Annotated in this window: 27 protein-coding genes and 1 pseudogene; 12 read left to right on the top strand and 16 right to left on the bottom strand. The window is 61.2% G+C overall.

Annotation, left to right across the window (positions count from 1 at the left end; translation table 11 throughout):
• Positions 1-573 precede the first annotated feature (573 nt).
• The 3 genes from NMA58_RS24735 to NMA58_RS24725 are packed head-to-tail and all read right to left on the bottom strand — an operon-like array spanning position 574 to position 2,986.
• Positions 574-1,974 (bottom strand): sensor histidine kinase, encoded by a 1,401-nt coding sequence (locus tag NMA58_RS24735; RefSeq protein ID WP_434714335.1) that lies wholly within the window; start codon positions 1,972-1,974, stop codon positions 574-576.
• Positions 1,971-2,642, bottom strand: a complete 672-nt coding sequence (locus NMA58_RS24730; RefSeq protein ID WP_434714334.1) for a response regulator transcription factor — start codon at positions 2,640-2,642, stop codon at positions 1,971-1,973. Before NMA58_RS24730 ends, NMA58_RS24735 begins: the two co-directional genes overlap by 4 nt.
• Complete coding sequence (locus tag NMA58_RS24725; protein ID WP_434714332.1) at positions 2,639-2,986, bottom strand: PepSY domain-containing protein; 348 nt, start codon at positions 2,984-2,986, stop codon at positions 2,639-2,641. Before NMA58_RS24725 ends, NMA58_RS24730 begins: the two co-directional genes overlap by 4 nt.
• Positions 2,987-3,115: 129 nt before the next feature.
• On the opposite strand from NMA58_RS24725, the gene NMA58_RS24720 reads away from it, so the two are divergent.
• From NMA58_RS24720 to NMA58_RS24700, 5 genes are all read left to right on the top strand, one after another.
• Positions 3,116-3,388: a PepSY domain-containing protein gene (locus tag NMA58_RS24720; RefSeq protein ID WP_434714331.1), complete on the top strand. Its 273-nt coding sequence runs from the start codon at positions 3,116-3,118 to the stop codon at positions 3,386-3,388.
• The gene (locus NMA58_RS24715; RefSeq protein WP_434714329.1) at positions 3,385-3,981 is read left to right on the top strand and encodes a cytochrome b/b6 domain-containing protein; all 597 of its coding nucleotides are present in this window, start codon (positions 3,385-3,387) and stop codon (positions 3,979-3,981) included. The genes NMA58_RS24720 and NMA58_RS24715 overlap by 4 nt, the downstream gene beginning before the upstream one ends.
• A 254-nt stretch (positions 3,982-4,235) precedes the next feature.
• A complete protein-coding gene (locus NMA58_RS24710) occupies positions 4,236-4,619 on the top strand; it encodes an EF-hand domain-containing protein (RefSeq protein WP_434714327.1) in 384 nt (127 codons plus the stop codon).
• Positions 4,620-4,672: 53 nt separating this feature from the next.
• Positions 4,673-5,062 (top strand): DUF302 domain-containing protein, encoded by a 390-nt coding sequence (locus NMA58_RS24705; protein WP_434714326.1) that lies wholly within the window; start codon positions 4,673-4,675, stop codon positions 5,060-5,062.
• A 259-nt stretch (positions 5,063-5,321) separates the two neighbouring features.
• Positions 5,322-6,155: a universal stress protein gene (locus NMA58_RS24700; RefSeq protein WP_434714325.1), complete on the top strand. Its 834-nt coding sequence runs from the start codon at positions 5,322-5,324 to the stop codon at positions 6,153-6,155.
• Between the two features lie 151 nt (positions 6,156-6,306).
• On the opposite strand, the gene NMA58_RS24695 is transcribed toward NMA58_RS24700, so the two are convergent.
• From NMA58_RS24695 to NMA58_RS24670, 6 genes and pseudogenes are all read right to left on the bottom strand, one after another.
• A complete protein-coding gene (locus NMA58_RS24695) occupies positions 6,307-6,459 on the bottom strand; it encodes a hypothetical protein (RefSeq protein ID WP_323993033.1) in 153 nt (50 codons plus the stop codon).
• A 41-nt stretch (positions 6,460-6,500) separates the two neighbouring features.
• Positions 6,501-7,166: a CBS domain-containing protein gene (locus NMA58_RS24690; RefSeq protein WP_434714323.1), complete on the bottom strand. Its 666-nt coding sequence runs from the start codon at positions 7,164-7,166 to the stop codon at positions 6,501-6,503.
• A gap of 175 nt (positions 7,167-7,341) precedes the next feature.
• Positions 7,342-9,733: pseudogene (locus tag NMA58_RS24685) on the bottom strand (phosphoketolase family protein).
• Positions 9,726-10,916, bottom strand: coding sequence for an acetate/propionate family kinase (locus NMA58_RS24680; RefSeq protein ID WP_434714322.1), 1,191 nt, complete (start codon positions 10,914-10,916; stop codon positions 9,726-9,728). The pseudogene NMA58_RS24685 and the gene NMA58_RS24680 overlap by 8 nt, the downstream one beginning before the upstream one ends.
• Positions 10,909-11,262: a hypothetical protein gene (locus NMA58_RS24675; protein ID WP_434714320.1), complete on the bottom strand. Its 354-nt coding sequence runs from the start codon at positions 11,260-11,262 to the stop codon at positions 10,909-10,911. The genes NMA58_RS24680 and NMA58_RS24675 overlap by 8 nt, the downstream gene beginning before the upstream one ends.
• Complete coding sequence (locus NMA58_RS24670) at positions 11,243-12,877, bottom strand: MBL fold metallo-hydrolase (protein WP_434714319.1); 1,635 nt, start codon at positions 12,875-12,877, stop codon at positions 11,243-11,245. Before NMA58_RS24670 ends, NMA58_RS24675 begins: the two co-directional genes overlap by 20 nt.
• 215 nt (positions 12,878-13,092) lie before the next feature.
• On the opposite strand from NMA58_RS24670, the gene NMA58_RS24665 reads away from it, so the two are divergent.
• Entirely contained in the window at positions 13,093-13,740 is a 648-nt protein-coding gene (locus NMA58_RS24665) for a BON domain-containing protein (protein ID WP_434714317.1), read from the top strand.
• A gap of 76 nt (positions 13,741-13,816) precedes the next feature.
• On the opposite strand, the gene NMA58_RS24660 is transcribed toward NMA58_RS24665, so the two are convergent.
• Positions 13,817-14,326 carry an Hsp20/alpha crystallin family protein gene (locus NMA58_RS24660; protein WP_246722007.1) on the bottom strand — a complete coding sequence of 170 codons (510 nt, stop codon included), beginning with the start codon at positions 14,324-14,326 and terminating at the stop codon, positions 13,817-13,819.
• Positions 14,327-14,531: 205 nt separating this feature from the next.
• On the opposite strand from NMA58_RS24660, the gene NMA58_RS24655 reads away from it, so the two are divergent.
• Positions 14,532-14,975 (top strand): hypothetical protein, encoded by a 444-nt coding sequence (locus NMA58_RS24655; protein ID WP_183706266.1) that lies wholly within the window; start codon positions 14,532-14,534, stop codon positions 14,973-14,975.
• Here NMA58_RS24655 and NMA58_RS24650 read toward each other — a convergent pair.
• Positions 14,938-15,681, bottom strand: a complete 744-nt coding sequence (locus tag NMA58_RS24650) for a response regulator (RefSeq protein ID WP_434714315.1) — start codon at positions 15,679-15,681, stop codon at positions 14,938-14,940. The two genes, NMA58_RS24655 and NMA58_RS24650, sit on opposite strands and share 38 nt — an antisense overlap.
• Positions 15,682-15,803: 122 nt before the next feature.
• Between NMA58_RS24650 and NMA58_RS24645 the strand changes: the two genes are divergently transcribed.
• Positions 15,804-16,535: a helix-turn-helix domain-containing protein gene (locus NMA58_RS24645; protein WP_434714313.1), complete on the top strand. Its 732-nt coding sequence runs from the start codon at positions 15,804-15,806 to the stop codon at positions 16,533-16,535.
• A complete protein-coding gene (locus NMA58_RS24640; protein ID WP_434714376.1) occupies positions 16,513-18,432 on the top strand; it encodes a PAS domain S-box protein in 1,920 nt (639 codons plus the stop codon). Before NMA58_RS24645 ends, NMA58_RS24640 begins: the two co-directional genes overlap by 23 nt.
• Before the next feature lie 107 nt (positions 18,433-18,539).
• On the opposite strand, the gene NMA58_RS24635 is transcribed toward NMA58_RS24640, so the two are convergent.
• The gene (locus tag NMA58_RS24635; protein WP_434714312.1) at positions 18,540-19,187 is read right to left on the bottom strand and encodes a BON domain-containing protein; all 648 of its coding nucleotides are present in this window, start codon (positions 19,185-19,187) and stop codon (positions 18,540-18,542) included.
• Positions 19,188-19,468: 281 nt separating this feature from the next.
• Positions 19,469-20,452 carry a zinc-dependent alcohol dehydrogenase family protein gene (locus NMA58_RS24630; RefSeq protein ID WP_434714311.1) on the bottom strand — a complete coding sequence of 328 codons (984 nt, stop codon included), beginning with the start codon at positions 20,450-20,452 and terminating at the stop codon, positions 19,469-19,471.
• A 165-nt stretch (positions 20,453-20,617) separates the two neighbouring features.
• Here NMA58_RS24630 and NMA58_RS24625 point away from each other — a divergent pair, with 165 nt between their 5' ends.
• Together NMA58_RS24625 and NMA58_RS24620 are read left to right on the top strand one after the other, a co-directional pair.
• Positions 20,618-20,917 (top strand): hypothetical protein, encoded by a 300-nt coding sequence (locus NMA58_RS24625; RefSeq protein ID WP_434714309.1) that lies wholly within the window; start codon positions 20,618-20,620, stop codon positions 20,915-20,917.
• Position 20,918: 1 nt separating this feature from the next.
• Positions 20,919-21,329, top strand: coding sequence for a universal stress protein (locus NMA58_RS24620; protein ID WP_221114458.1), 411 nt, complete (start codon positions 20,919-20,921; stop codon positions 21,327-21,329).
• A gap of 12 nt (positions 21,330-21,341) precedes the next feature.
• Here the strand turns inward: NMA58_RS24620 and NMA58_RS24615 are convergent, their stop codons facing one another.
• Both NMA58_RS24615 and NMA58_RS24610 read right to left on the bottom strand, forming a co-directional pair.
• Positions 21,342-21,713 carry a hypothetical protein gene (locus tag NMA58_RS24615; protein WP_221114457.1) on the bottom strand — a complete coding sequence of 124 codons (372 nt, stop codon included), beginning with the start codon at positions 21,711-21,713 and terminating at the stop codon, positions 21,342-21,344.
• A gap of 46 nt (positions 21,714-21,759) precedes the next feature.
• Entirely contained in the window at positions 21,760-22,218 is a 459-nt protein-coding gene (locus tag NMA58_RS24610) for a pyridoxamine 5'-phosphate oxidase family protein (RefSeq protein WP_434714374.1), read from the bottom strand.
• A 128-nt stretch (positions 22,219-22,346) separates the two neighbouring features.
• On the opposite strand from NMA58_RS24610, the gene NMA58_RS24605 reads away from it, so the two are divergent.
• A complete protein-coding gene (locus NMA58_RS24605; RefSeq protein ID WP_434714308.1) occupies positions 22,347-23,168 on the top strand; it encodes a universal stress protein in 822 nt (273 codons plus the stop codon).
• Here the strand turns inward: NMA58_RS24605 and NMA58_RS24600 are convergent.
• Positions 23,165-25,027 carry a heavy metal translocating P-type ATPase gene (locus NMA58_RS24600; RefSeq protein WP_434714306.1) on the bottom strand — a complete coding sequence of 621 codons (1,863 nt, stop codon included), beginning with the start codon at positions 25,025-25,027 and terminating at the stop codon, positions 23,165-23,167. The genes NMA58_RS24605 and NMA58_RS24600 overlap by 4 nt on opposite strands.
• Between the last annotated feature and the right edge of the window lie 7 nt (positions 25,028-25,034).

Below are 25,034 nucleotides of genomic sequence, written 5' to 3'. Positions count from 1 at the left end.
ACCGCCAGCCTCCTCGAACACGCTGCCGATCCTATCTCAAACATCTCCCAGGCGGACTTCCTTGATCATGTTTGTCGCGCGTGCGACTGATGATTGGCTTAACCGCGCAACCTTTGGTTCGGCTTTCGTGAGGTGGCGAATTGAGCGATCGGGCTGCAAATCCGCTGCTCTTGTGGATTCGAACCGCAAAACCACCTGCGCGAATAGCTATGTATTTGGCGATCGGTGATTTTTCCGTTCGTCGGCACACAGCCGCTTCCATTCGATCCATTATGCGATTTTCCTGGCCTAAATCGTGAACGCCATAGCAACCAGTCGAACAATACTGGGCAGGCCCCGAAAGCTCCCGCCGTGACAGAACGGTTCAGCTCAATGTATGACGTCGCGACCACGGAAGCGATGCTCTGGGCGGAGAATAACGATAGGCGATTCGTATCCGCACCGGCGCTGCTATCGGACTATATCGCCGCTGAAAAGGGCTCCACCGGAGACCTCGCGGAGAGCGCGGTTGAGACGCTCGCGTAGGCTGAAGACGCTGCGACCGGGTTAAGCGGTTGGGACGAGTTCGAAGGCCTACTTCGCTAGAGCGTCGAGAGCGTCCAAGCGGAGCGTCCGGGAGGCGATGACGTCAGGGAAGACGACTTCCGCACGGAAGCCGCCTTCGACGCGGTTTTCCAACGTGAGCGTCAGATCGTACACCGCTGCAATCTCCGATATGATTGCAAGACCTAGACCAGAGCCGGGTTTCAGACGGTCGAGACGGACACCCCGGCGCGGAAGATCGGGCAATCTCTCTGGCAAAACGCCTGGGCCGTCGTCCTCGATCATGAGGCGGCACTTCCCACTTTGTCGAATCGCGCGGACACCTATTCTGCTCCTGGCCCACTTGCAGGCGTTCTCAAGCAAGTTCCCCGCAAGTTCGCGAAAGTCGTGCGGGTCAACCGGCACGCTTAAATGGTCGGCAACGTCTATTTCCCAACCGAGACGTTCGCCTGCCTCAGTGTGTCTGAGCATCCGAACGGTCTCGTTGATGATCTTCCCGACGTCGGCATCACCACTCCGCTGATCGGAGCTCGGAGTGATACGCACTCGGGCGAGCTCGTGCTCGACGTGCGAGAGCATGGTCTCGGCAAGATGATCAAGTTCATCAGCGATCTCGACCTCGCCCTTCTCCCGGAGTGAGTACGCGTTGTTTGTGAGAACGGTCAAAGGGGTCTTCAGCCCGTGGGCGAGATCACTGGCCCTGCTCCTGGCCTTCTCCATCGCCGCGGCCTGGCTTTGCAGCAGCTTGTTCAGTTGGTTGACGAGCGGTTGGACCTCGCGCGGGTAGGCGCCCGCGAGTCGGCTAGCCCTCCGGTCGCGAACGGCTTCAAGATCACGACCGATGCGGTCGAGAGGTCTCAATCCGATCCAAAGCTGCCCGATCGACATCAACACGAGGAGCGCGGCAAGAACGGCGACATAGGGCAGAATGTCGAGAGCAAATCCAAGGCGAGCGCTGTCGACCTCGTCGGCGTTCACCGCTACCGCGATGCGAATGGGCCTACGGCCCTCAGGCGCGCTCAACGAAAGCACCCGTTCCTGAACAAGGACATCTTTCCCCTCCGGCCCGGAGAGACGATATTGGTGCATGATACCGACAGGATGGGACTCCTCCGGCAGAGGCAGGACGTAGTCGAAGAGCGAGGACGATCGGACCTCCGCCTTCCCCACAGGATCGTCGATCTGCCAGTAGAGCCCCCCATAGGGTATCAGGAAACGATTGTCCGCAGGGTTCTCGGGCACCTGCAGCCCGCCTCCGGGCGAGAAGCGGATCACGGCGGCCAGACGGTTTATGTGTCCGGTCAGCTCGTTCTGCACCCGCTTGCTGTAGCTGTCCGCAAAGATCTGGACGAGAGCGACGGATGCAGCAGCGAGGCATATCGACACGGCTATCAACGACGTGATGATGAAACGGCCGTGAAGCGACCTCATGTCCCCTCGCCCGATGCTATCTGGTATCCAAAGCCTCGGCGCGTGACGATCGCGTCCCTTCCAAGCTTCTTTCGCAGCCGTCCGATCAGGACCTCCACCGAATTGCTCTCCCGTTCAAAGTCCTGAGTGTAAAGCTGCTCGGTAAGCTCGAGCTGGGAGATCGCGCGACCGCGGTTCTGCATCAGCACCAGCAGGCATTTGTACTCCATAGGCGTGACGTCGACAGGCATCCCGTCTACCATCACTGCACGCCGGCGGGGGTCGATGGAAACGGGACCTGAAGACAGGATCGCACTGGCGTGCCCGGAATATCTGCGCAGGACTGCGTGCAGCCTCGCAAGAAGCTCCGCGATGCGGAATGGCTTGCCAAGGTAGTCGTCGGCGCCAGCATTGATGCCCTCGACGCGCTCCTCCCAGTTGCCGCGCGCCGTCAAGATAATGACCGGCATGTCGCGACCATTCGACCTCCACTTTTTGAGGATCGTGAGACCGTCGATCTTCGGCAGACCCAGATCAAGGACGACGGCTGCGAAGTCGTCATGCTCGCCAGCGAACAGGGTGGCTTCTCCATCGGATTCGTGGACGACGTTAAAACCGGCCTTGGTGAGCTGGGCGGTCACGTCACGGGCGATGAGCGGGTCGTCTTCGGCAAGCAACAGGCGCATCATTCGTTCTCGATTTCGACGATCCTGCCTGACGCGGCGTCCACTTCCACCTCGGTGACCTGACCGCCGTCCCTCAGGATCCGGAACTCGTAGATTATGCGATCGTGATGCCGATCGACACTGACATCGATCAATTCGCCTGGCAGCTTGGCGAGGACTTTCGACTTCAGTACGGCCAGAGGCAGGATCTTCCCCTCGTGGACCCGTTTAGGCAGGTCCTCGTACGAACTCAGGTCATCAGCTTCGGGGGAACGAGCAGGGATATCGTCGGCATGCGCGCTCCATACTGGTAGCGACGGCCACAGAAGGACAAGGCAGACGAACGCGAGCGTGCGGGGTGGGTACATCGTCGGAGAATATCCTATCGAAGGTGACAATGACCTGACAATCGCGATCAGGTCGCCGTCAGGTCGCGCCCCGTAGGTTCGGAGCCGACCAGATGAGCAAAACCGCTCCTGGGACGATGGAGAAAACCAATGAAGAAGATCATGTTCGCAACCCTCCTGCTCGCCACCGCGATCGGTGTTGCCCGCGCCGAAGAAGGTCAGAATTGCACGCAGGCTGCCAAGGACAAGTGGCTGAGCGAGGACGGCATCAAGGAAAAAGCCAAGGTCGCAGGCCTCGACGTGCGCCGGGTCAAAGTGGAGGGCACTTGCTACGAGGTCTACGCCGTCGATGCGAAGGGCAAAAAGGTCGAAACGCTGTTCAACCCGGAAACCGGCGCAGTGGTCGGCAACGAAAGCGAATGACCATGGACAGGATGAACATGGATGCGGCGGGCGCTTGCTCGCCGCCAAAGATCAGGGTCTGGGACCCGCTGGTGCGGATCTTCCACTGGGGTCTGGTGGGCCTGTTCGCCTTTTCCTATATGACCGGCGACGAGTGGAAGCAGGCGCATATTCGGTCGGGCTACGCCATCGTCGGCCTCCTGCTCATGCGAATCATCTGGGGCTTCGTTGGCAGTCACCACGCGCGCTTTTCCAGCTTCATCTACCATCCGGTCACGACCCTCGGCTTCGTGCGTGACAGCCTGGCCCTGCGCGCAAAGCGCTACATCGGCCACAATCCAGCCGGAGGCGCGATGGTGTTTGCGCTGCTCGTCGCGATCTCGGGCATTGCCGCAACCGGATACATGATGACGACGGACGCCTATTGGGGAGTGGAATGGGTGGAGGAGGCGCATGAGCTGCTGGTCAATGTCACGCTTGGCCTAGTCGGCCTTCACATCGCTGGCGTCCTCCTGGCAAGCATCGAGCACAGGGAAAACCTTATCCGAGCGATGGTAACCGGTAGGAAGCGAGCCGATTGTGCTGGATCGGCGTCGCGGCCGAGTAAGACCTGAAGCACTGGAGGGCAACTGGGTTAAGGATCTGATCTCGCCCTGGCGTCTACGAACGACCACCGGGCGCGCGATCATTCCTCGGTGACGCAGGTGGCTGGCGTCGCAGTCATTGCGCGGCGCGAAGGCGATCGGTCCGTCCTCGACGCCTCGCAGCATAGAATTGGTTTGATCCAGCGCAATGTTTGAAACCGGTGCGCATCGTATCCTCAAGGGCGTTCCAACTCGTGGAGGACAACTCAAAGAGGAGAGTCAGGATGTCCATGTTCAGACTGCCAACGATCACTATGCTGGCCTTGCTCGGTGCCCTCGGTTCCATGGGCAGCGCCTCCGCCCAGACGAAAAGCGCAGACCCGGCCCAGCCTGAGACTAAACCCGAGTCCGACGGATCGGAAATGATGCCAGGAATGATGGGCCGCAACATGACGCCATCTGGCATGTACCCAGGAATGCGCATGATGGGGCCAATGCGCGGCCATATGATGAAGATCATGTTTGCGATCGCCGATGGCGATGGAGATGGCGCAGTTTCTTTCGAAGAGTTGACCGCAATTCACAAACGCGTCTTCGACGCGGTCGACGCGAACAATGACGGCAAAGTCACACCTGAAGAAATGCAGGCGTTCATGCAAGAAATGTGATTGGACTCTGGGCATTTGCTGGAGGTCGCACGGGAGCCCAAAGGAGACCTCTCATGACCTATACGCTGGATAGAACCCTCCGGGCGACGAGCTTCGACGATGCGGTCGGCAGGACGAATTCCGCTCTCTCCAAGCACGGCTTCGGTGTTCTGACGGAGATCGATGTCAAGGCAACCATGAAAAAGAAGATCGACGCGGATATCGCCGACTACCTCATCCTCGGAGCTTGCAATCCGCGCATGGCGTTCGAGGCAATGAAACTGGAACCGAAGGTGGGGGCCATGCTCCCGTGCAATGTCATCCTGCGCGGGGTCGATGACGGCGATGTCATGGTGAGCGCCATCGATCCGGTCGCCTCCATGCAGGCGATCAACAACGAAGTGCTGAACAGTCTGGCAAGCAAGGTCCGCTCAATGCTCGCCGAGGTGGTGGCCGAAATCTGACGATTATGTGTTCCGGCCCCCGAGCCCTGGAGTCAAACTTGCGTCGGCTCCGCTTTCGTTGCGACCAGAACCGCAACATCCTAGAAATCACCGCGTCCCCAAGCTGCGCCTGCAGGAAGGGCGGAATCCTGGCACGTGGCGCCGCACCAAGGCCAGAGAAGCCGGAGCGCTGGCGATTGCGTTACATCAATGCCGAGTTGAGGCGAATGGAGAGAGATGATTACAATCGCGGCGCAGTCCGCGAGCGATGGAGCAGGACATGACGGTACAATATTTTCTCCCGCTGGCAACATATCCCCATTCAAGTTCCGGATTGATCATTTCGAACGCCGTAACGTTTGCCGGTTATTGCGGCGCGCATCTTCGCGCGTGCGCGCTGACAGTCGCGATTCCGCACATCCCCGACGCATGGTCGTCTTTGCTGCTCGATACTCCGAAGATGATCGAGCATGCCGAGACTTTGAGCCGTGAACGTGCCGCAACGCTGGTTTCAGCGGCAACGAACCTCGCAGCGGGCGCCGATGTTGAACTTTCTTGTCGAACGGTGAATACCGCCTTGCCCCTATTGCACGACACGGCAGTCACGGAAGCACGTTTTTTCGATCTCGCTATTCTCGAATGTATCGCGGAGGTTCCCGACACCCGTATTGTCGCCGAAGCGGTCATATTCGGATCCGGCCGGCCGGCCATCATCTTTCCCAACAAGACCCTTGCGGGCCCATTCGACCATCTGGTCATCGCCTGGGACGGAAGCCGAGCCGCCGCTCGGGCCGTGAACGATGCAAACCCGTTCATTCACAAGGCCAAGCGTGTCTCGGTCCTATCTCTGATGGGCGAAAAACCGCTGCCTGAGCCAATCGGAGCGCACCTTGCTGAAATCCTGGTTTCGAGTGGCGTCAATGCAAGCGCAACGGTCGCTCGGTTTAGTTCGTCATCGATCGGTCAGAGTATTCAGCATACGGCACTGGAACTGAGTGCTGACATGCTGGTCATGGGAGGATTTGGGCACTCTCGGTTGCGCGATTTCGTCCTGAGCGGAGCAACCGATGGCGTGTTGCACGAGCCTCTGCTGCCGGTGCTCATGTCACATTGACGAACTGTCTGCGCCACGCCTTACGACTGGTTCCGGCTGCTATCGAGCGGCCGGCCTTACCGTGTTCGAACGGCGTGGACGTTCATATCGATCAAGCCAGGCACTTCGCCCCAGCAATTCAGTGCTGGTGCGGCAGGTGCCCACCGCGCACTCACGGGTCAGAAAGAGAGCGCTCGACGCGCACGCTTCGAGAGTCGCCGGATGGCTTTACCAGCAGGACGCCGACGACCGTCCCGACCATGAGGACCAGGAGGACGAGGAGGAGCCTCGACATGACGGCGTCCGCGATGGCCCTGATAAGCATGACATAAAGTCTCCGAGGACGATTTCATCGTTTGAGGCGGCTCACCATGCGGAGGCCAGCGTTATCTTGTTCACGACGCCGGCGACGCCGCGGACGCTTTCCGCCGCCACCCTGGCCGCGGAGCGTTCCAGCTCCGTCTCGACCTCTCCCCTCAGGGCGACTACCCCGTCGGAGACTGTCGCGTTGACCATAGGGGGCGTTATTTCGAGCTCGGCTTCCAGGCGGCTACGAACGGCTGTCCCTAGGGCCTGGTCGCCGGAAGCGGTGCACTGCCGTGGAACATCGAGAAGCGCTCGCATCAAGTCGCGACGGCTGATCATTCCGGCGAGCCTGCCGTTTTCGACGACGGGCAGGTGTTTGATGTCGTGGGCCTGCAGGAGTTCGGCGAGCTGGCTCGCCGTGGCGGTCGGGGCGGCGCTGACGACGGGCGTCGACATCACGTCCTTGACGCGCCAGCTCCGGGCCTTCACATAATCCGCCAGTGCGTCTTCGCGGTCGCGCGTATGCGGTACCGTCCGTCTCGCCCAGGACGACGCTACCCGGCGCAGCAGGTCTCCCTCGGTGACAATGCCTGTGAGCCGCCCTTCGCCATCGACGACGGGCACCGCGCCGATCTTGCTGGCGTTGACGATTTCGACGGCTTCTCTAACGTTATGTCCCTCGTCGAGCGTCGTCACGGGGGTCGTCATGATGTCTCTAGCGAGCATCTCGCTGTCTCCTTGTTGATCGGACAATTACGGAGCCACCAAACGTTGAGCGCATTGACGTGGATCAAGCCGTACACGAGAGGCCGTCTTTCCCGCGACGGCGTCTCCGGAACCTCCAAGGTGCGGCATCAGGCTCGCCGGCGGGCGACAGTTGCTACCTAATTCCGGTCATCTGTCACCCTCGGAGGGAGCGTGCCCAGCGCCAATTCTGGATTTCCGGCATGTCCTCTCCACGCTCCCGCACGAACGCCCGGTGCTCGTTGAGCTTTGCATGCAGGGCTGCGATCACATTTGGCACCTTTTCTGCGAGATCGGGCACTCGCGCGATCGCCTCAAGAGCGAGATGATACCTGTCCAGCTCGTTCAATACGGTCATGTCGAACGGCGTCGTCGTCGTTCCCTCCTCCACGAACCCACGCACGTGGATGTTGCCGTGATTGGTGCGCCGGTACGTCAACCGGTGGATGAGGTAGGGATAGCCGTGGTAGGCGAAGATGACCGGCCTGTCCTTCGTGAAGATGCCATCGAACCGTGCATCGTCGAGGCCATGAGGATGCGCTTTCGGATCCTGCAGCGCGAGCAGATCGACGACGTTGACCGTCCTGATCTTGAGATCTGGTATCGCCTCGTGCAACAGCATCACGGCAGCGAGCGTCTCCATGGTCGGCACGTCTCCCGCACATGCCATCACGACGTCCGGCGCGCTCGTATCGTTCTCGAAGCTTGCCCAGTCCCAGACGCCCACGCCCTCCTCGCAGTGCTTGGCCGCCTCGTCGATCGAAAGATATTGAGACTCCGGCTGCTTGCCCGCAACGATCACGTTGACGCGGTCGTAGGTCTTCAGGCAGTGATCGCCGACCCACAGGAGGGTGTTGGCGTCCGGCGGCAGATAGATGCGGACGATGTCGGCCTTCTTGTTGGCGACCAGATCGACGAAGCCGGGGTCCTGATGCGAGAAGCCGTTGTGGTCCTGTCGCCAGACATGCGACGTCAGGAGGTAGTTGAGAGACGATATCGGCTCCCGCCAATCCAATCCTCGCGAAACCTTGAGCCACTTGGCATGCTGGTTGAACATCGAGTCGACGATGTGGATGAAGGCCTCGTAGCAGGAGAATAGGCCGTGCCGGCCGGTCAGGAGATATCCCTCCAGCCACCCCTGGCAGAGATGCTCGCTGAGAACCTCCACGACCCGTCCATCCCTGCCGAGATGGACGTCGTAGTCTTCAATTTCTTGCATCCAGACTCGGTCAGTCTGTTCGAACACCGCACCCAGCCGGTTCGATTCAGTCTCGTCCGGGCCAAAGATCCGGAAGTTTTTGGCCTCGGCATTGAGCCGCATTACATCCCGCAGATACCGTCCTAAAATCTCTGTCGACTGGACCTGGGCAGCACCACGAACGTCGATCGCGACCGCGTGGTCGCGAATGCTTGGTAGCTGCAGCTCCCTGCGCATCCGTCCACCGTTCGCGTAGGGCGTCGCTCCCATGCGCTTCTCACCAGTCGGCGCCAGGGCCCGCAACTCGTCCTTGAGCCGCCCGTCCGCTTCGAACAGGTCATCGGGATCATAGCTCCGCATCCAGTCTTCGAGGATTTTTCGGTGGCCGGCATCACCGCGGCAATTGGCGACAGGCACCTGGTGGGCGCGCCAGAACCCCTCCACCTTCTTGCCGTCGACCTCCTTCGGCCCGGTCCAGCCCTTGGGGCTGCGAAGCACGACCATAGGCCACCGCGGCACGCCGGCCGCGGGCGACCCGTTCCTCGCCGCCGCCTGCAAGGACTCGATGATGTCCAAATGCCCGGTCGAAGGCGGTCGCCATCTGCCGATGCATGTCCGCCGGCTCGTGGCCCTCGACGAAGATTGGCTCATAGCCAAATCCGACGAACAGGCTGCGGAGATCCTCGTCGCTTGTCCTCGAAAGGATCGTCGGATTGGCAATCTTGTAGCCGTTGAGATGCAGGATCGGCAGCACCGCGCCGTCGCGAGCAGGATTGAGAAATTTCGTCGAATGCCAGGCCGCCGCGAGTGGTCCTGTCTCCGCTTCGCCGTCGCCGACCACGCAGGCCACCACGAGGTCCGGGTTGTCGAACGCGGCGCCGAACGCGTGGACCAGCGCATATCCGAGTTCGCCGCCCTCGTGGATCGAACCGGGAGTTTCCGGGGCGACGTGGCTGGGAATGCCTCCCGGAAACGAAAACTGCCTGAACAGCTTGCGCATGCCGTCGGCATCCTGGGAGATGCCGGGATATACCTCGCTGTATGTCCCCTCGAGATAGGTGTTCGCGATCATTCCCGGCCCGCCATGGCCAGGCCCGCACACATAAAGGACGTCCAGGCCACGAGCCTTGATGACGCGGTTGAGATGGACGTAGATGAAGTTGAGGCCGGGCGTCGTTCCCCAATGTCCGAGAAGGCGGGGCTTGATATGTTCCGGCAGAAGCGGCTCGCGCAGAAGCGGGTTATCCATGAGGTAGATCTGGCCGACGGACAGATAGTTTGCGGCCCGCCAGTAGCGGTCGATGAGTTCGAGTTCGCGAGCAGCGAGCTGAAGGCTGCGATGTTCAGACATGTTCGATCCTCAAATGCTTGTGCCGGCTGATGACTTCCAACGCTTCTTCGGCGATGACCTGTTCCTCGTCCGTCGGAACGACGAGAGCGACGATTTCGCTTTCCCTTGAGCTGATCACAGTCGCATTCATCTTGTTCGCAGGCTCGCTCAACGAGAGACCGAGCCAACCCAGATGGTGGGCGACGCCATTGCGTATCTCCGGCTGGTTCTCGCCTACGCCGGCGGTGAAGACGATCGCGTCCACCCCGCCCAGAGAGACGGTTAGCCTTCCTATCTCGCCGGCGATCCTGAAGCAGAAGAGGTCTATGGCTTCCCTGGAAGCCGGATGAAAGTCCTCCAGCAGGACCCGGACGTCCCCGCTTTTCCCGGAGACGCCGTGCAGCCCGCAACGGTGGTAGAGGAAATCCTCGAGACCGTCTGCGTCGTGGAAATTGTTGCGCAGAAGGTGGACGACGGCGCCGGGATCGAGCGAGCCCGGCCGGGTCGACATCGGAACTCCGTCCAGCGGAGAGAAGCCCATGCTGGTGTCTATGCTGACGCCGTCGATCATCCCGCAAAGGCTTGCGCCGCTTCCAAGGTGCGCGCAGACGACCCGCCCGGCGGCGAGGTCGGGATCGTGTTTCCTGAGTTCGCGGGCGACGTACTTATAGGAAAGACCGTGGAAGCCGTATCTGCGGAGACCTGCATCGTGCAGCGCTCTTGGAATGGCGAGCCGTGCGGCAAGGCTGCTCTGCAAAAAATGGAATGCGGTGTCGAACGAAGCCGTCTGCGGTATGTCCGGATATGCGCTCCGCACTGCGTGGACGATCGCCAGCGCCGGAGGAAGGTGCACCGGCGCGAGATGCGTCAGATCTTCGATTTTGAGGACGACATCGGACTCCAGCAGAACGGGGCCATTGAAGGTCTGTCCTCCGTGGACGATGCGATGGCCGGCCACGACGGGGTCGAATCCTCCGCGGACGATGCAATCGACGACCTGCGAAACCAGCCGCGCATCGATCACTGTCCCGGACGGAAGATCGACAGTCTCATCCCCGTCAGAGAATCGGAAGGTGAATCTTGACTGGTCTCCAAGCGTGGCAACACCGCCTCCCAGCCGGCGCGCCAGACCGTCCTCCAGCCTGAAGACGCCGATCTTCAGACTGGAGGATCCAGCGTTGAAGGCGACGGCAACCTTATCCATGTCTCGAACTCCTGGGGCGTGCCGTTTCGGCAAACTTCGCAGCCTCCTCGGTGGCGGGCTCCCTGCCTGCCTCCTTTTTTGCCTCCTCGAAGAACTCGCATGCGTACTCGAGGACGCACGTCTCGTCTTCCGACGACAGACCGAACGACGCGCACTGCTCCTTCATTGCCCGCAGGACCTTCTTCTTTAACGCAGCGACCGCAAAGGCATTCTTCGAAGCGAGAACCTCCCTCAGGCAGGTTATAGCGACGACCTCCAGGACGGTAAGCTTGCCTTGCACCTCGCCCTGGGTCGGTATCGCGAAGCGTTCGCCGCCCCGCTTGCAGTCACGATCCATGATCAACATTGCCTTCTCTTCTCCCTTCGGCCGCCGAAACATCGTCCGGGTCCAGTGCGCGTCGAAGCCTGCGCAGCACGACCGCGCGACCCTTCTCGTCGGCGACGGATTTCAGACGATCGGACAGGTCCAGAACGAACCGCTGATAGTCGTTGTTCCAGTCGGGTCTGCCGGGCACGACCGGCTTGATACGTGCAGGCCTCGTGTCTTCGATGAGGCGTGCACCCGCAGGTGAAAGCTCGTAGGCGTCGTCCAGCGACGGGCAGACGACCTTTGCGGAAGCTTGCTGCGGGAGCCGAGCGGACATCGCTTCACGAGCGCTCTCCTCTCCATGGACAAGGAAGATCGTCTTCCGGATTGGTTCCCGCTCGGCAACCCACGCATCCAGTTCGCTTGCATCCGCATGTCCGCTGTAGGCGTCGAGCGTCGCCATCCTGGCGCAGACGTGAATCTCATCGCCCTGGATGCGGACGTCGGTCGCGCCCTCCTGCAGGATGCGGCCGAGCGTCCCCGCCGCCTGGAACCCCACGAACAGCACGGTGCACTCCTGCCGCCAGAGCCAGTTCTTCAGGCGGTGGCGGATCCGCCCCGCCTCGCACATTCCGCTTGCAGCGATGATGATGTGAAAGCCACGGACCAGATCGAGCGCCTTCGACTGCTCGGCCGTCTCGGTGAAGCGGACGTTTGGTGCGTTCAGAGCGCGAAGGAACGCCTTGCCGTGACCGAGGTCGGCCGCATGCTTCTTGAAGACCTCGGTCGCTCGCGACGCGAGCGGCGAGTCTATCATGATGGGGCACCGCGGCACCTCTCCTTCGTCCATGAGGGCGACAAGATCGGTCAGCACTTCCTGCGTCCTCTCGACGGCGAAGGAGGGAATGAGAAGAACCCCCCCGGGGCTGTTCGAACTCGCCACCACTTCACGCAGCCGATCCCGTCGATCCTCCAGGGCGTACTCTTCCCGTTCCCGGTCTCCGTACGTGCTTTCGCAGATGAGGTAGTCGACCCCGGAAGGCGCCCGAGGGAGATTTTCGAACAACTTGTTGCTCGCGCCGACGTCGCCGGAGAACAAAATTCTTGTCGCCCCGTCGGTGCCGGGCGCTTCGACTTCGATCGATGCGGAACCCATCAGGTGTCCAGCATTCCAGTAACGGAACCTGACGCCGCCGCCGGTCTCCCGCCACTCGCCATACTCAACCACGATGACCTGCGGCAGCATGCTGCGGGCGTCGTCGGCGGTATAGATGGGCTCCACCGTCTCTCGCGCCCTTCTGCGATTCCTTCGATTGAGCTGCCGGACCTCCGACTCCTGGATGTGACCTGAATCCTGGAGCATGATTGTGCAAAGGTCGATCGTTGCTCCCGTTGCAAAGATTGGCCCGCCATATCCCGCCTTCGCAAGCTTCGGAAGCAGCCCCGAGTGGTCGATGTGCGCGTGCGTGAGCAGCACGGCGTCGATCCGCGATGGTTCGAAGGGGAATGGCTTGTAGTTGAGCTCCTTCTCCGACTTCGAGCCCTGGAACATTCCGCAGTCGATCAAAATGCGTGTGCCACCGGCTTCCAAAAGGAAACATGATCCGGTCACCGAGCCCGCAGCGCCATGGAAGTGAAGGATCGGATTGGCCATGACAACTCCTATGTGTTGTCAGGGACTTTAAGGCACCTCGGACGGCCGCACGTTGACGAAGGTCAAAGACATCATCGGCGTTCGCCCGACACTCGGTCGATTGGGAAGATGCAGGTCGTCGACGGTTCAATTGACCGAGCGCAACGCCGGAAATTTTGGACGGCGCATCATACTCCGCGAGGCCAACGGGCTTCGGAACCCAACAGGAGGTAGAAATGACGGATCTAGGACTTCAACAGGACATACTCGACGAGCTGGCGTTCGAACCCAGCATCGATGCCGCCCATATCGGCGTCTCGGTGGAAGATGGTATTGCGACCCTCTCCGGTCACGTCTCGACCTATGCCGAAAAGCTGACGGCGGAGGACGTTGCAGCGCGGGTGAAGGGCGTCCGGGCCGTAGCCGTGGACATCGAAGTGCGGTGCGTAGGTCACAAGCAGCATGCGGACAACCAGATCGCATCGCGGGCAATCGACATCATTGCCTGGACCACGGCGCTTCCGGAGGGACCGGTTCATGTAAAGGTGGAGGGCGGCTGGGTGACGTTGTCGGGCGAAGTGCGCTGGCAGTTCCAGAAAGCTGCTGCCGAGCATGCCGTCAGGAAGCTCGGTGGCGTGGTCGGCGTCCTCAATCTGCTCACGATAAGACCGTGCCCGACGGTGCCGGACGTCCGCCGTCGGATTGAAGAAGCGCTGAAACGGAGCGCCGAACTCGACGCCGGCGGAATCTCGGTGAAGGTTCAGGACGACAAGGTCGTTCTCGAAGGCGGCGTGCGCGCCTGGCACGAGCGCGGCGTCGCCGAACGGACGGCCTGGTCTGTACCAGGCGTGGCCACCGTCGAGAATCACATCCGCATCAACTGAAAAGAGGGAGGGATCGCCCCCTCCCTCTCTCCCTGCCCACCGTACGCCGCCCCTCGGCGTAGCGCAGGGTTGGCCGTCAAGCCGCCTTGACCGTGATCTTCTTGTCATTCTTCTGACGGTCCGGCGTCTTCGGTAGCGAGACCTTGAGAACGCCGTTCGAGAAATTCGCCTCGATCTTCTCGATGTCCACGCCGCGCGGCACCTCCAGGCTTCGATGGAACGATCCATAGCGCCGTTCGGAAAGGTAATAGTCCTTTTCCTTCTCCTCCTTGGCCTCGTTCTTCTCGCCCTTGATGGTGAGAATCCCGTCGGCGAGCGTGACCTCAAGATCCTTAGCGTCTACGCCGGGAAGCTCGGCCGACAGCTCGAAGGCGTTGTCGGATTCAACGAGATCGACGGCGAGCATGCCGCGCGAGAAAGCGGCCGGCATCCTGCTGAAGGCCCGGTCAAAAATCGAGGGGCTCCCGAAGTCGCTGAACACGCGGTCGATCTCGGACCGGAGGCTGTCGAGAGGCCACCAGCGGTCGACTGGCGCCGCCGGCCTTGCTTCTGACTTTGCGGTAAGTTTCGGTGCAGAGTCTGCCATAGTCATTCTCCTTTTCTCAAGAATGCCGTCGTTCACAGGCGGCGACGTGCACATGAAACAGTTCATTGCATTCTCGGTCTTTGATCACCGTCAAATCACCTGCCTTTTGTCATTCGAGTTTCCCCGGAGTGAAGATTGACCTAGGACAAGGCCCCGACCGCCGGACCATGCCAACATTTCTCTCGATCAAGGAGGGAAACCAGCCATGACGTCGGGCTATTACGTCCGCCTGCTGGATATGAACGATGCGCTGCAGGCATACAGCCTGATCCAGGTGGCGGCTCCGTGCTTTTCGGCCGAAAATTGGGCGCAAGTGGTGACAAGCGCTGATCGTTGGACGCTCGTCTCGCTAGAGGATCCGGCAGGTTATGTGCGTGGGCTGGCAGTCTATCGGATCGGCGCGCATCCGATCGCCGGGCGATTGATGGACATTCCGATCTTCGTGGCAGCAAGCGTCATCGACGAAGTCACCATCGCGGACGTCCTGTTCACTTCGTTGAAGACGCGATCGGCGGGATGCAGTTTCATGCGGTTTTGGGGGCGGTTTCCAAGCGATTTCGCGGAGATGGAAAACGTCGACAGATTTCTCCGGTGGGACCACGGCCTGATGGTCAGGGTTGACCAGAAGCCGTCTCCGGCCTTGCTGTAAAGAGATATCCGACGCCACGAATAGATTTGATCAGGCTTGGATTGGCCGGATCAACCTCTATCTTGCGCCGCAGCCTGACGATCAGTGCGTCGATGGTGCGGTCGAAGCCGTCGCGGCCACGTTTATGCGTCAGATCCATCAGCATGTCGCGCGTCATGACGCGTCCGGCATGGGTGGCGAACACGTGCAGCATGTCAAACTCGCCCGTCGACATTGCCACTTCGTCTCCGGCCGGGTTGATCACCGCCCGTCGATCCACATCGAGCCGCCACCCCGCGAAGCGCAGCACGTCAGCTTCCGCAGGTGCGACTTCGTTGGGAACGGTGCGCCTTCGGAGGACCGTCCTCACGCGCGCGAGCACCTCCCGGAGATGAAATGACTTGCCAATATAATCGTCCGCGCCGACCTCCAGACCGACGACGCGGTCCATGACATCGTCACGACCGGACAGCATGATGATGGGAACGTCCGAAGCCGAACGGATCTCCCTTGCAAGCTGGAGCCCGTCGCAGTCTCCCGGCAGGACGAGGTCGAGCAGGACGGCGTCGAATTTGGCCCCCGCCATCCTGGCACGCATCTGCGAGCTGCCGCCTGCCACGTCGACGTCGAATCCTTCCTCGCCGAGATACTGCGCGAGCATTCTTTGGATCCGGACATCGTCGTCCACGACAAGTATGCGGGTTCGCCTGACAGGTCCGCTCGTCATCCCAGGATTCTCGAGTTGTTACGGATTGTTACACAATCGCATCAATTCTTACGCTCCTCGCATCCCGGTGTCATCAGACTTCGGTCAAATCCACGCCAGACAACGGCGGAGGGAGCCACGACATGCCTGCGGTATCGAATATTCACTCACTTGAACGGCCACTAACGCAAGGAATGATCGACTTCGCGCCGCTGTTCATGGGCCAGACCATAGAGAAAGCCCAGGCGGGAACCACGATCTTCTTCGAGGGTGACGCCGCCCGCCATGTGTTTCGCATCGTGCGCGGGAACGTGCGCATATGCCGGTTCCTTTCGGACGGCCGCCGCCTCATCATCGGTTTTCTTGGCGCGGGCGATCTGGTCGGCCTGTCTTTTCACAACAGATACATGTTTGCAGGCGAGGCGATCGACGACGTGGCCTTCACCCGGATGAACAAGCGGACGCTGGAAGAGGAGCTGCAACTGGTGCCTGAATTCCGGCTTCAGCTTCTGTCGCAACTACGCGACGAGATTTCTGCAGCGCAGGACCACATGCTCCTGCTGTCGCACAAGAACGCCGAGCAGCGAGTCTGCACCTTCCTGCTGCAGCGGCTTGAACGGAACGAGGGACGGGATGGCCGGACGATCAGTCTGCCGATGGTCCGCGCCGACATCGCCGACCATCTGGGCATGACGATCGAGACCGTGTCGAGGACGCTCACCAAACTTGTCGCCAAAGGCATCCTATTGCCTGCTGACAAGCATCAGTTCAAGGTGACCAGCCGGTCGGCGTTGGCTCGCACCGCCGACGAAGACCCGGACGATGACTTCGAAGAATACTCTGGAGCACGCTATGCTGGAACACGCTACCAGTGAAACCGACCTGGACCGGATCGTGCGCATGTTCGACGTGGCCAACCTGATCGTCCACGGCTTCGACGGCATTATCCAGCGCTGGACCGCGGGCTGCGAGCAGCTCTACGGATGGTCCGCCGAGGCGGCCGTGGGAAAGGTGGTCCACGAACTCCTGGATACGCGATTTCCGGTCGACTTGGACGAGCTTCGGGCCCATGTGCGTAGCAAGGGCTTCTGGAGCGGTCTGGTGGATCATCGACGGAAGGACGGCGTCAGACTGGCGATCGCAACGCGGTGGACTGTTCTCGAACTTGGCGATCCCGACACGCTCATCGTGCAGTCCAATAACGACGTGACGCTTATGCAGCAGGTCGGAGACGAGCTGCGGGAGCGGCAGGCTCACCTCCAGTCCATTCTTGATACGGTGCCAGACGCAATGGTCGTCATAGACGACAGAGGTATCATTGCCTCGTTCAGCGCTGCGGCAGAGAAACTCTTCGGCTACTCCGCGCACGAGGCCATCGGGCGAAACGTCTCCATGCTGATGCCCTCTCCCGACCGGGAGGCACATGACGGATACGTGGATTCATACATTCGGACCGGGCGCCGACGGATCATCGGCTACGGGCGCGTGGTCGTCGGTCTCAGGAAGAACGGGACCACCTTTCCAATGGAGCTCTCCGTCGGCGAGGCGGTCACGGGCGGCAAACGGATTTTCACAGGCTTCGTCAGGGATCTGACCAGCCGTCACCGCATCGAGGCCGAGCTGCGGCAGTCCCAGAAGATGGAGGCGGTCGGCCAGTTGACGGGAGGGCTCGCCCACGACTTCAACAATCTGCTGGCGGTCATCAGCGGTAATCTCGAGATGCTGGAGGCCAGTCTTGTCGAACCGGGGCAGTTGTCTCTGCTGCGGGAGGCGCAGTCCGCGGCCGACGACGGCGCCAGGCTTACCTCCCAGCTTCTCGCGTTCGGAAGGCGGCAGGCTCTCGCACCCAAGGAGTTGGACGTCGGCGCCCTGCTTGGAGAGTTTTCGGACCTCGTCCAGCGAACGCTCGGTGACTCCGTCGAACTCCGGACGGTCATTCCCGGACGGCGGTTGACCGCAATGGCAGACAAGGCGCAGCTCCAGAGTGCGCTTCTCAATCTTTCGATCAATGCCAGAGACGCGATGCCTGCCGGAGGCCGTTTGACGATCGAGATATCCGGGGTAGAGATCGATTCCGATTACGCCGGGATGTATCCGGCAATCCGACCCGGCAGATACGTCCTCATTTCGGTTACCGACACAGGGACTGGAATGACAAGCGAGGTTAGGGAGAGAGCATTCGAGCCGTTCTTCACAACAAAGCCGACGGGTTCGGGAACGGGACTCGGGCTAAGCATGGTCTACGGTTTCGCAAAGCAATCCGCAGGACACCTGCAGCTCTACAGCGAACCTGGCGAGGGGACCACGGTGCGCCTCTTCCTTCCACGCGCCGATGGCGGGAAGGATTCCCATCCGGAAGAAGGGCAGACCGAGCACACCCGGTCTCAGGGAACTGAAACCATTCTGGTCGTCGAAGACGACGCGAGAGTTCGCAGAGTGGCGGTCAGCCGTCTGCAGACGCTCGGCTACACTGTGATCGAAGCCACGAACGGAATCGACGCATTGAAGGAATTGGAGGCGGCGCACGACGTAGCGCTCCTGTTCACCGATGTGGCCATGCCTGGAATGAACGGCGACGAACTGGCCCGCAAGGTTCGCGAGCGCTGGCCGCAGGTGAAAATTCTCCTCACGTCCGGCTTCTCGGAGCCCCATGCTGCAGAAAAGGAGATCGAAGCAGGCGCCGGCTGGCTAAAGAAGCCGTACACGGCGTCGGAGATGTCGACGCATCTCAGGCTGTTGCTCGACACGAGGCATGATGGCGGTTCTGCTTGACGGCGGACCTTTGATCTTGGGATTGGTGACGTATGCGAGGCGGTCGCAGCGGCGCTCTCGCTGCCGGGTGGGCGGAGCGGCTAACTCCAGCCGCTCCCAACATTCGATCACCCGACCGTCAGCCGGTCATCGAGAATGCTGATTCCCGGTGCAGACCACGCGGCACGCTCCGCCGCCTGCCGTTCCGACCAGGTCTTCACGTTGCCGGAGAGGATAACCTTTCCGCCTTTGACATCGATCTTGATTGCATCGGCCTCCAGAGCGGCGTCTCGTTGGAATGCGTCTTCGATGCGCTTCTTGACGTCCACCGCCGTGATGCGCGGTTTCAACTCGATCAGGTTCGACACGCCGACCACGCCGGCGAGATCACGCACTGCGTCGTAGGCTGCGTTCTTTTGATATTGCCACTCGACCTGACCTCTCAGGGTGATCCACCCCGTTAGGACCCGCACCTGCACCGAATCCTTCGGCACGGAGACGTTCCAGTCGAGCATCTTGACAGCCCGCCGGGCGATGTCGTCGTCGTCTGTTGCCTTCGGACCGAAAATCTGGACCTCGATGTCGGCAGCTATTCCGCGTACGCCCTTGACGCGACTTGCTACCCGCTCTGCGGCTTCCTTCTCCGCGTAGGTGCGCACGTGACCGGTCAGGGTCACGATCCCGCTGTGGACCGCAACGCCGATACCAGCCGCGTCGATGCTGGGCTCGAATTCCATTTCATCGAGAATGTTCTGTCTGAGACGAATGTCGTCCATGACAACCTCCTTCAGGTTTACGACATGTCGATCGTGCCAGTGCCGCAGAACTTCGTCGTTGATCTTCATCAAGCACGAGAGCGACTTTGTGATCGCATCGGGCCGAACACCGCCTCCGCGGTCGCTACCGGGTTTGCACGTCGGCGGCAACGAAGAGAGGCCGTTCCTTGCGACCGTGACGAGCGCGCGGGAATGCTCCCTAATGAGAATTGCGAGCAGTTGGCCGACGTCCGTCGTCGGAAAAGCTTCCGTGTTGCCGGATGATCCGGATTGATCCTCAGCTACGGAACGAGCACGGCGGCGCCTGTAACACGGCCTGCGCGCAGGTCGTCGAGGGCGCCGTTCGCATTCTCGAGAGCGTAAACGCTGGTGACGCATCGTACTCCGGCCGCCTTGGCGATCGAGAAGAATTCGGCTCCGTCGTTTCGGGTCAGGTTCGCCACCGAGACCACTCGCCGCTCGCCCCAGAGCAGACGGTAGGGCATGCTTGGGATGTCGGACATGTGGATGCCGCCGCAGACCACCGTTCCGCCCTTCCGCACCACCTCGAGCGCCATCGGCACGAGCTCGCCGGCCGGCGCGAAGATGATAGCCGCGTCGAGTTGGACCGGAGGAGTATCGCCCGAATATCCGGCCCAGACGGCGCCAAGATCTAGCGCAAACTTGCGTCCGGCCTCGTCTCCGGGACGCACGAATGCATAGACGCTCTGACCTCGATGTTTGCACACCTGCACCAGGATGTGGGCGGCCGCGCCGAACCCGTAGATGCCGATCGTCCTCCCCTCGCCCGCCATTTTCAGTGATCGCCACCCGATGAGGCCCGCGCAGAGGAGAGGCGCGGTTGCCACCGGGTCCGCATCGTCAGGCAGCTCGAACGTGTAGCCCGCCTCGACGATCGCATGCGTCGCGAAGCCGCCGTCGATCGTGTAGCCGGTGAAGCCGGGTTCGTCGCAAAGATTCTCGCGACCCTCGCAGCAGTATGCGCAGTGACCACAGGTGTGGCCCAGCCATGGTACCCCGACTTTTCGACCGACGAGTCGGCCAGCAACGCCCTCCCCTGTTGCGATCACGGTCCCAACAATCTCATGGCCTGGAACGAGAGGAAGCTTTGGCTTGGAGAGGTCTCCGTCGCAGACATGAAGGTCCGTGCGGCAGACGCCGCAGGCTTCGACCTTGACGACCATCTGGCCGTGCGGCGCTGGCGGATCCGGCAGCTCCATGAGACGGAGCGGCCGCCCCACCTTTTCGAGTACCATCGCCCTCACGTTTCCCTCCATCGGCATGTACCACCGGCGCTAGTCGTATCGCCACCCTCCCGACTTCGACTTGATCCCGGTCAAGCATCCGGATTGATGCTCGTCAAAGACGGAATGCCGAGGGCCCAATAGGCTCCGGAAAGAGCGCCACGACCTCATCGAAAGGAGATGGACATGCGCGAACAAGAAGCAACCTGTAAGACACCAACGGGTGCCGCAACAACGATTGGGCACGTCGAACGGACGTCCGCAGACCTTGTTCTCGAACGTCGGGACGAGGATCGCTGGGAGGTGACGGCGGTGACGCCGCGAGGCCAGGCATGGGCAAGAGACCATTTCTGTTGCGCGCTCCGGCAATCCTTCACTGGCTCCATGTGTCTCGACATCATGAGCGCCGACCGGCTTCTCAAGGAAGCGCATGGCGATGGACTGACCACCGAGTTCGTCAGCCTGTCTGGAAAGGACATATACTGACATGTTCGCCACAGTCGTCTGCGCCATCGGCCGAGGTTCCCGGCAACGCATGCTCCAGCTCGTCGAAACGGCGCGCGCGCAGCTCGCCCCCAACGGAAGCCTCCACCTCGTTCACGCGGTAGAGGGCCTGCCCTCGTCGGCCTCGCCGGACGATTGGGCTGTCGAGGTGATAGCCGCCGCCGAGACCAGACTTGCGGAAGCCCTGCGGTCGATCGGCACTCCTGCTTCTATACACGTCCGCGCTGGCAACCCGTCTCAGGTCATCGTCGCCACAGCGAAGGAGATCGCCGCGGATCTCGTCGTGATCGCCTCTCACCGGGACGACGTGCTCGACCGGGTCTTCGGCTCGGTCGTGGACCATGTCGTGCAGCGCGCACCATGTTCCGTGCTCGTCCTGCGAACGACCAGGTGAGCGCCGCACGCTTCACAAGACCGTCTTCGCCTCAGTCTCCCTGACCTGGCCGGCGGCGACGTCACGATAAAGTTCGGCCGAGTGCGACAATAGTCGTGACCCTGTCTCAAAGAGTTGCGCCACCTCCATAGGATATTCCTCGAGTTCGCTCTCGACGAAATCCGAAAGAACCTCGACTACATCCCCGTGGTCGACACTGCAGGCGAGCCGCGCCAGGAATTCAGAGCATCGGAGCCCTCGTCGAGCAGCCGACGCCGTCAAATCCGTGGTTACCCTGGCCGACGCGGCGAAGATCTCGTCTTGAATCAGGAACCCCGTGCGAACGATGGGTGCGAGGTTGGAGGTGAATATGGCGCTCGGAGAAAGGCTGGAGAAATATGGCATGTGGTGCTCCGTTTGGGGGATTTGGTTTAAGCTCGAGCATCGACGGTCATTCCGCCTTGACCGCTCTCCGCCCCGACACGGCCGTCACGACAATGCCGTAGAAGACATGCGGTGAGCCTTCGAGTATGGGGGACTCGTGGGGCTTCATCGCGCCGATCTCCCACCAGTCCGAATTCTTTTGGAGAAGCGACCATGCATGGAGCCTTTCGCTTCCACGCGAGTCGCTGTCCGGAAACTCCTCGAACCTGCCTTCGACGACGACGCTCGTCCACCCGCCGGCGCTCGAACGGTGCTCGACGTGAAGGCAGACCTTGTCGTTCCCCCGCATCCAGTCGAGCTTCTTGCCTGGCATGGTGAAGCTATAGGCGACGCCGCTGGAAAAGGCGAAGTAGATTGCCGCCACGTAAGGCTGGCCATCCTTGCAGCATGCGAGATGTCCGAAGCGCTCGTTCTCAAGGATCCGATAACACTCACCTGGGTGGATCTCCGTCAGCTCGATCGTTATGACCGTGTTCTCCAGCTTTAGTGAAGCACGATGATAAGAGCTTCGTTGCGCCGGCGCCTTGACGAAGCGCAATGCAGACTCTCTCCGCGGCACGCATCATGACGGGTGTTTAACCTCAGGAGGCCACCATGAAGCCGCAGTTCCATCTCCCATTGTCGACCTATCCCGACGCGAGTTCCTTCACCATTATCGACAACGCCTTCGATCTGGCTCGGCAGAATGACGCGCATCTCGTCGCCAGCATCCCGCAAGTCCGGATTCCCCAGGTCCATCAACCCTTTCCCACAGTTATCGATGTCGACACGTGGCGGGGGCAAGCAGAGCGATATAGCCGGGACAGCGGGATTTCGCTGCGGGAACATATCACCCACGCTGTTGCCGAGACTGACGTCCAAGTGCGAATCCATGGATTCGAGGCCACGGAGCCGTTCGTGTTTGAACGCTTTTCCGAAATCACCAGGTGCCACGACGTGTCCATCGTCGAGGCCTCGGAGCTCTCCCGCCAGCTTTCCGAGACGCTGCTGTTCGGAAGCGGCCGTCCACTCGTCCTATTTCCCCCGACGAGCGTCTACTCTCGTGTAGATACGATCGCCGTTGCCTGGGACGGCAGCGCCACCGCTGCACGTGCCCTATCCTGCGCCCGCATTTTCATCGAGCGCGCGACCAAGGTGCAGGTCATCTCGATCACCGACGACAAGGAGATCGACGAGGCGAACCGCGCGCTGCTGATTTCGTCCTTGAAGCACTCGGGTTTCGACGTGGAAGACGTGTCCATCCAGGCAGCCGGAGAGACCGCCACCGCCGCCATCCAATCGGCCGCGCTTGAACGTAAGGCTGATCTTCTGGTCGCGGGCGGATTCGGCCATTCCCGGCTTCGTGAATTCATCCTCGGCGGCGTTACTCGGGAACTGCTGGCCAAGGCCGAGCTGCCGGTGCTTCTCGCCCATTAGAGAGCGCGAAGAGCGTTGAGGATGACTGCCACGTCGATGGCCTCCTGCAGCAATGCGCCGCTGACCGGCGGAAGGTAGCCCGCTCCCGCAAACCCCATTGCGAGGAGCGAGAGACCTATGCCCGCATAGATGCTCTGGAGCGCGATCTTGCGTGAACGACGCGCGATGCCGATCGCCTTCGTTATCCTGGTGAGGTCGTCCCGGACGAGAACGATATCCGCAGCCTCAGCGGCGGCAGCAAGGTTCTCGACGCCGACAGCAATTCCGACGTCGGCCGCCGCCAGCGCTGGCGCGTCGTTCACTCCGTCGCCGACCATCAGGACCCTCCCGTTGACGCGCTCCTTCTCGATGACTTCGACTTTGTCGGAGGGATCGAGCCTCGCCGCGACGTCGTCCAAGCCCAGCGAGCGAGCTATGGCTGTCGCGATTGGCAATTCGTCACCGGAAGCCAGGACTACCCGAGAGATCCCTGATGCCCTAAGCTCGGTGACGAGTTGGACAGCGTCCTTGCGAAGCCGGTCTTCGAGCGTTATCGTGCCAGCCGGCGAGTCGTCAAAGAGAACCCTTACACGCATCGCGGTGCTTGGACCGTTAGGCCCTGACGGCGTAGCCTCTCCGAAATACGTGTCTCCTCCGACTCCGACACGCACGCCATCGACAATTCCGCAAATTCCGGATCCGGCGGTCTCAGTCACCTCCGATGGTCGGCTCAGGACCAAGCCGCGTCTGCGCGCCTCGTCCACCAGCGCACGTCCGACCACATGGCTCGACGCCTGGTCCAGCGAGGCGGCGAGCCGCAGGATCCTGTCGGGATGCTCCGGACCATCGATGTGACCGACTGCCGGCTCTCCCGCAGTGAGTGTCCCCGTCTTGTCGAACACCGCTACGGTGGCTTGGGCGAGAGCCTCGAGAGGCCCCGCTCCCTTTACCAGAACACCCTCCGTGGCGGCTTTTGAAGTGCCGGCTGCAAGTGCGACGGGTACGGCAAGGATCAGCGGACAGGGTGTGGCGACGACCAGCACGGCCACGATCCGTGACATGTCTCCGGACATGAATGCTGAGACTCCGGCCACCGCGATCGTTGCGAACAGGAACCAGACCGAGAACCGGTCGGCCAGGCGCATCAGCTTCGCCTTGGAGCGCCTCGATGCTTCCACGAGCCTGACTATCCCGGCATAGGTGCTATCCTCGGCGCGATTTAGAACGCGGATTTCGATAGCGTCACCCTCGTTCGTGGCGCCGCTTGAAATGTTGCCTCCCCTGGCGATGCGCACCGGGAAAGGTTCTCCGGTCAGCACCGCCTGGTCGATCGTCGCGGATTCGCCGACGAGCGTCCCGTCGGCCGGTACAAGGTCGCCCTTGCGTATCAGAACCACATCGCCGACCGCGATCCTCTCGATCGGAATTTCTTCGAAACCGGTTGCGGCAAGCCGCATGGCCGTGCGCGGAACCTGCGCCAGCAATGCCGACATGCCCTCGTCGGCGCGACGATGTGCGTATGCTTCCAGAAATTGACCGCCGGAATACATGAGGCCGACGATCGCTCCGGCAAGATATTCGCCGAACCATAAAGCGGACGCCATGGCTAGGGCAGCGATCAGGTCCAGACCGTATTCGTCCTTCCGCAGCTTCTTGGCAATCTCAAGACAAAGAGACAGCAGGATTAGGCTGGTGCAGCCTAACAGGATTAACCGATATCCAAGGCCGTGACCCGCGAGATAGAAGGCGAGTGCGGCCGCAAGCGCAACGAGCGACAACATTACCAGAAGGCCCGAGCGGGAGCCCGCCTTCCTCAGTCGCGACATCCTGCCCTGAGGCAACGTCCACCCGCCAGCCCACCAAGCCGCCGCCGTAGCCATCAATCAC

The sequence above is a fragment of the Rhizobium sp. YTUHZ045 genome, assembly GCF_051124255.1.
GTDB lineage: Bacteria > Pseudomonadota > Alphaproteobacteria > Rhizobiales > Rhizobiaceae > Rhizobium.
The sequence above is the reverse complement of the archived record's forward strand: the minus strand, read 5'-3'. Positions and strand labels throughout refer to the sequence as shown.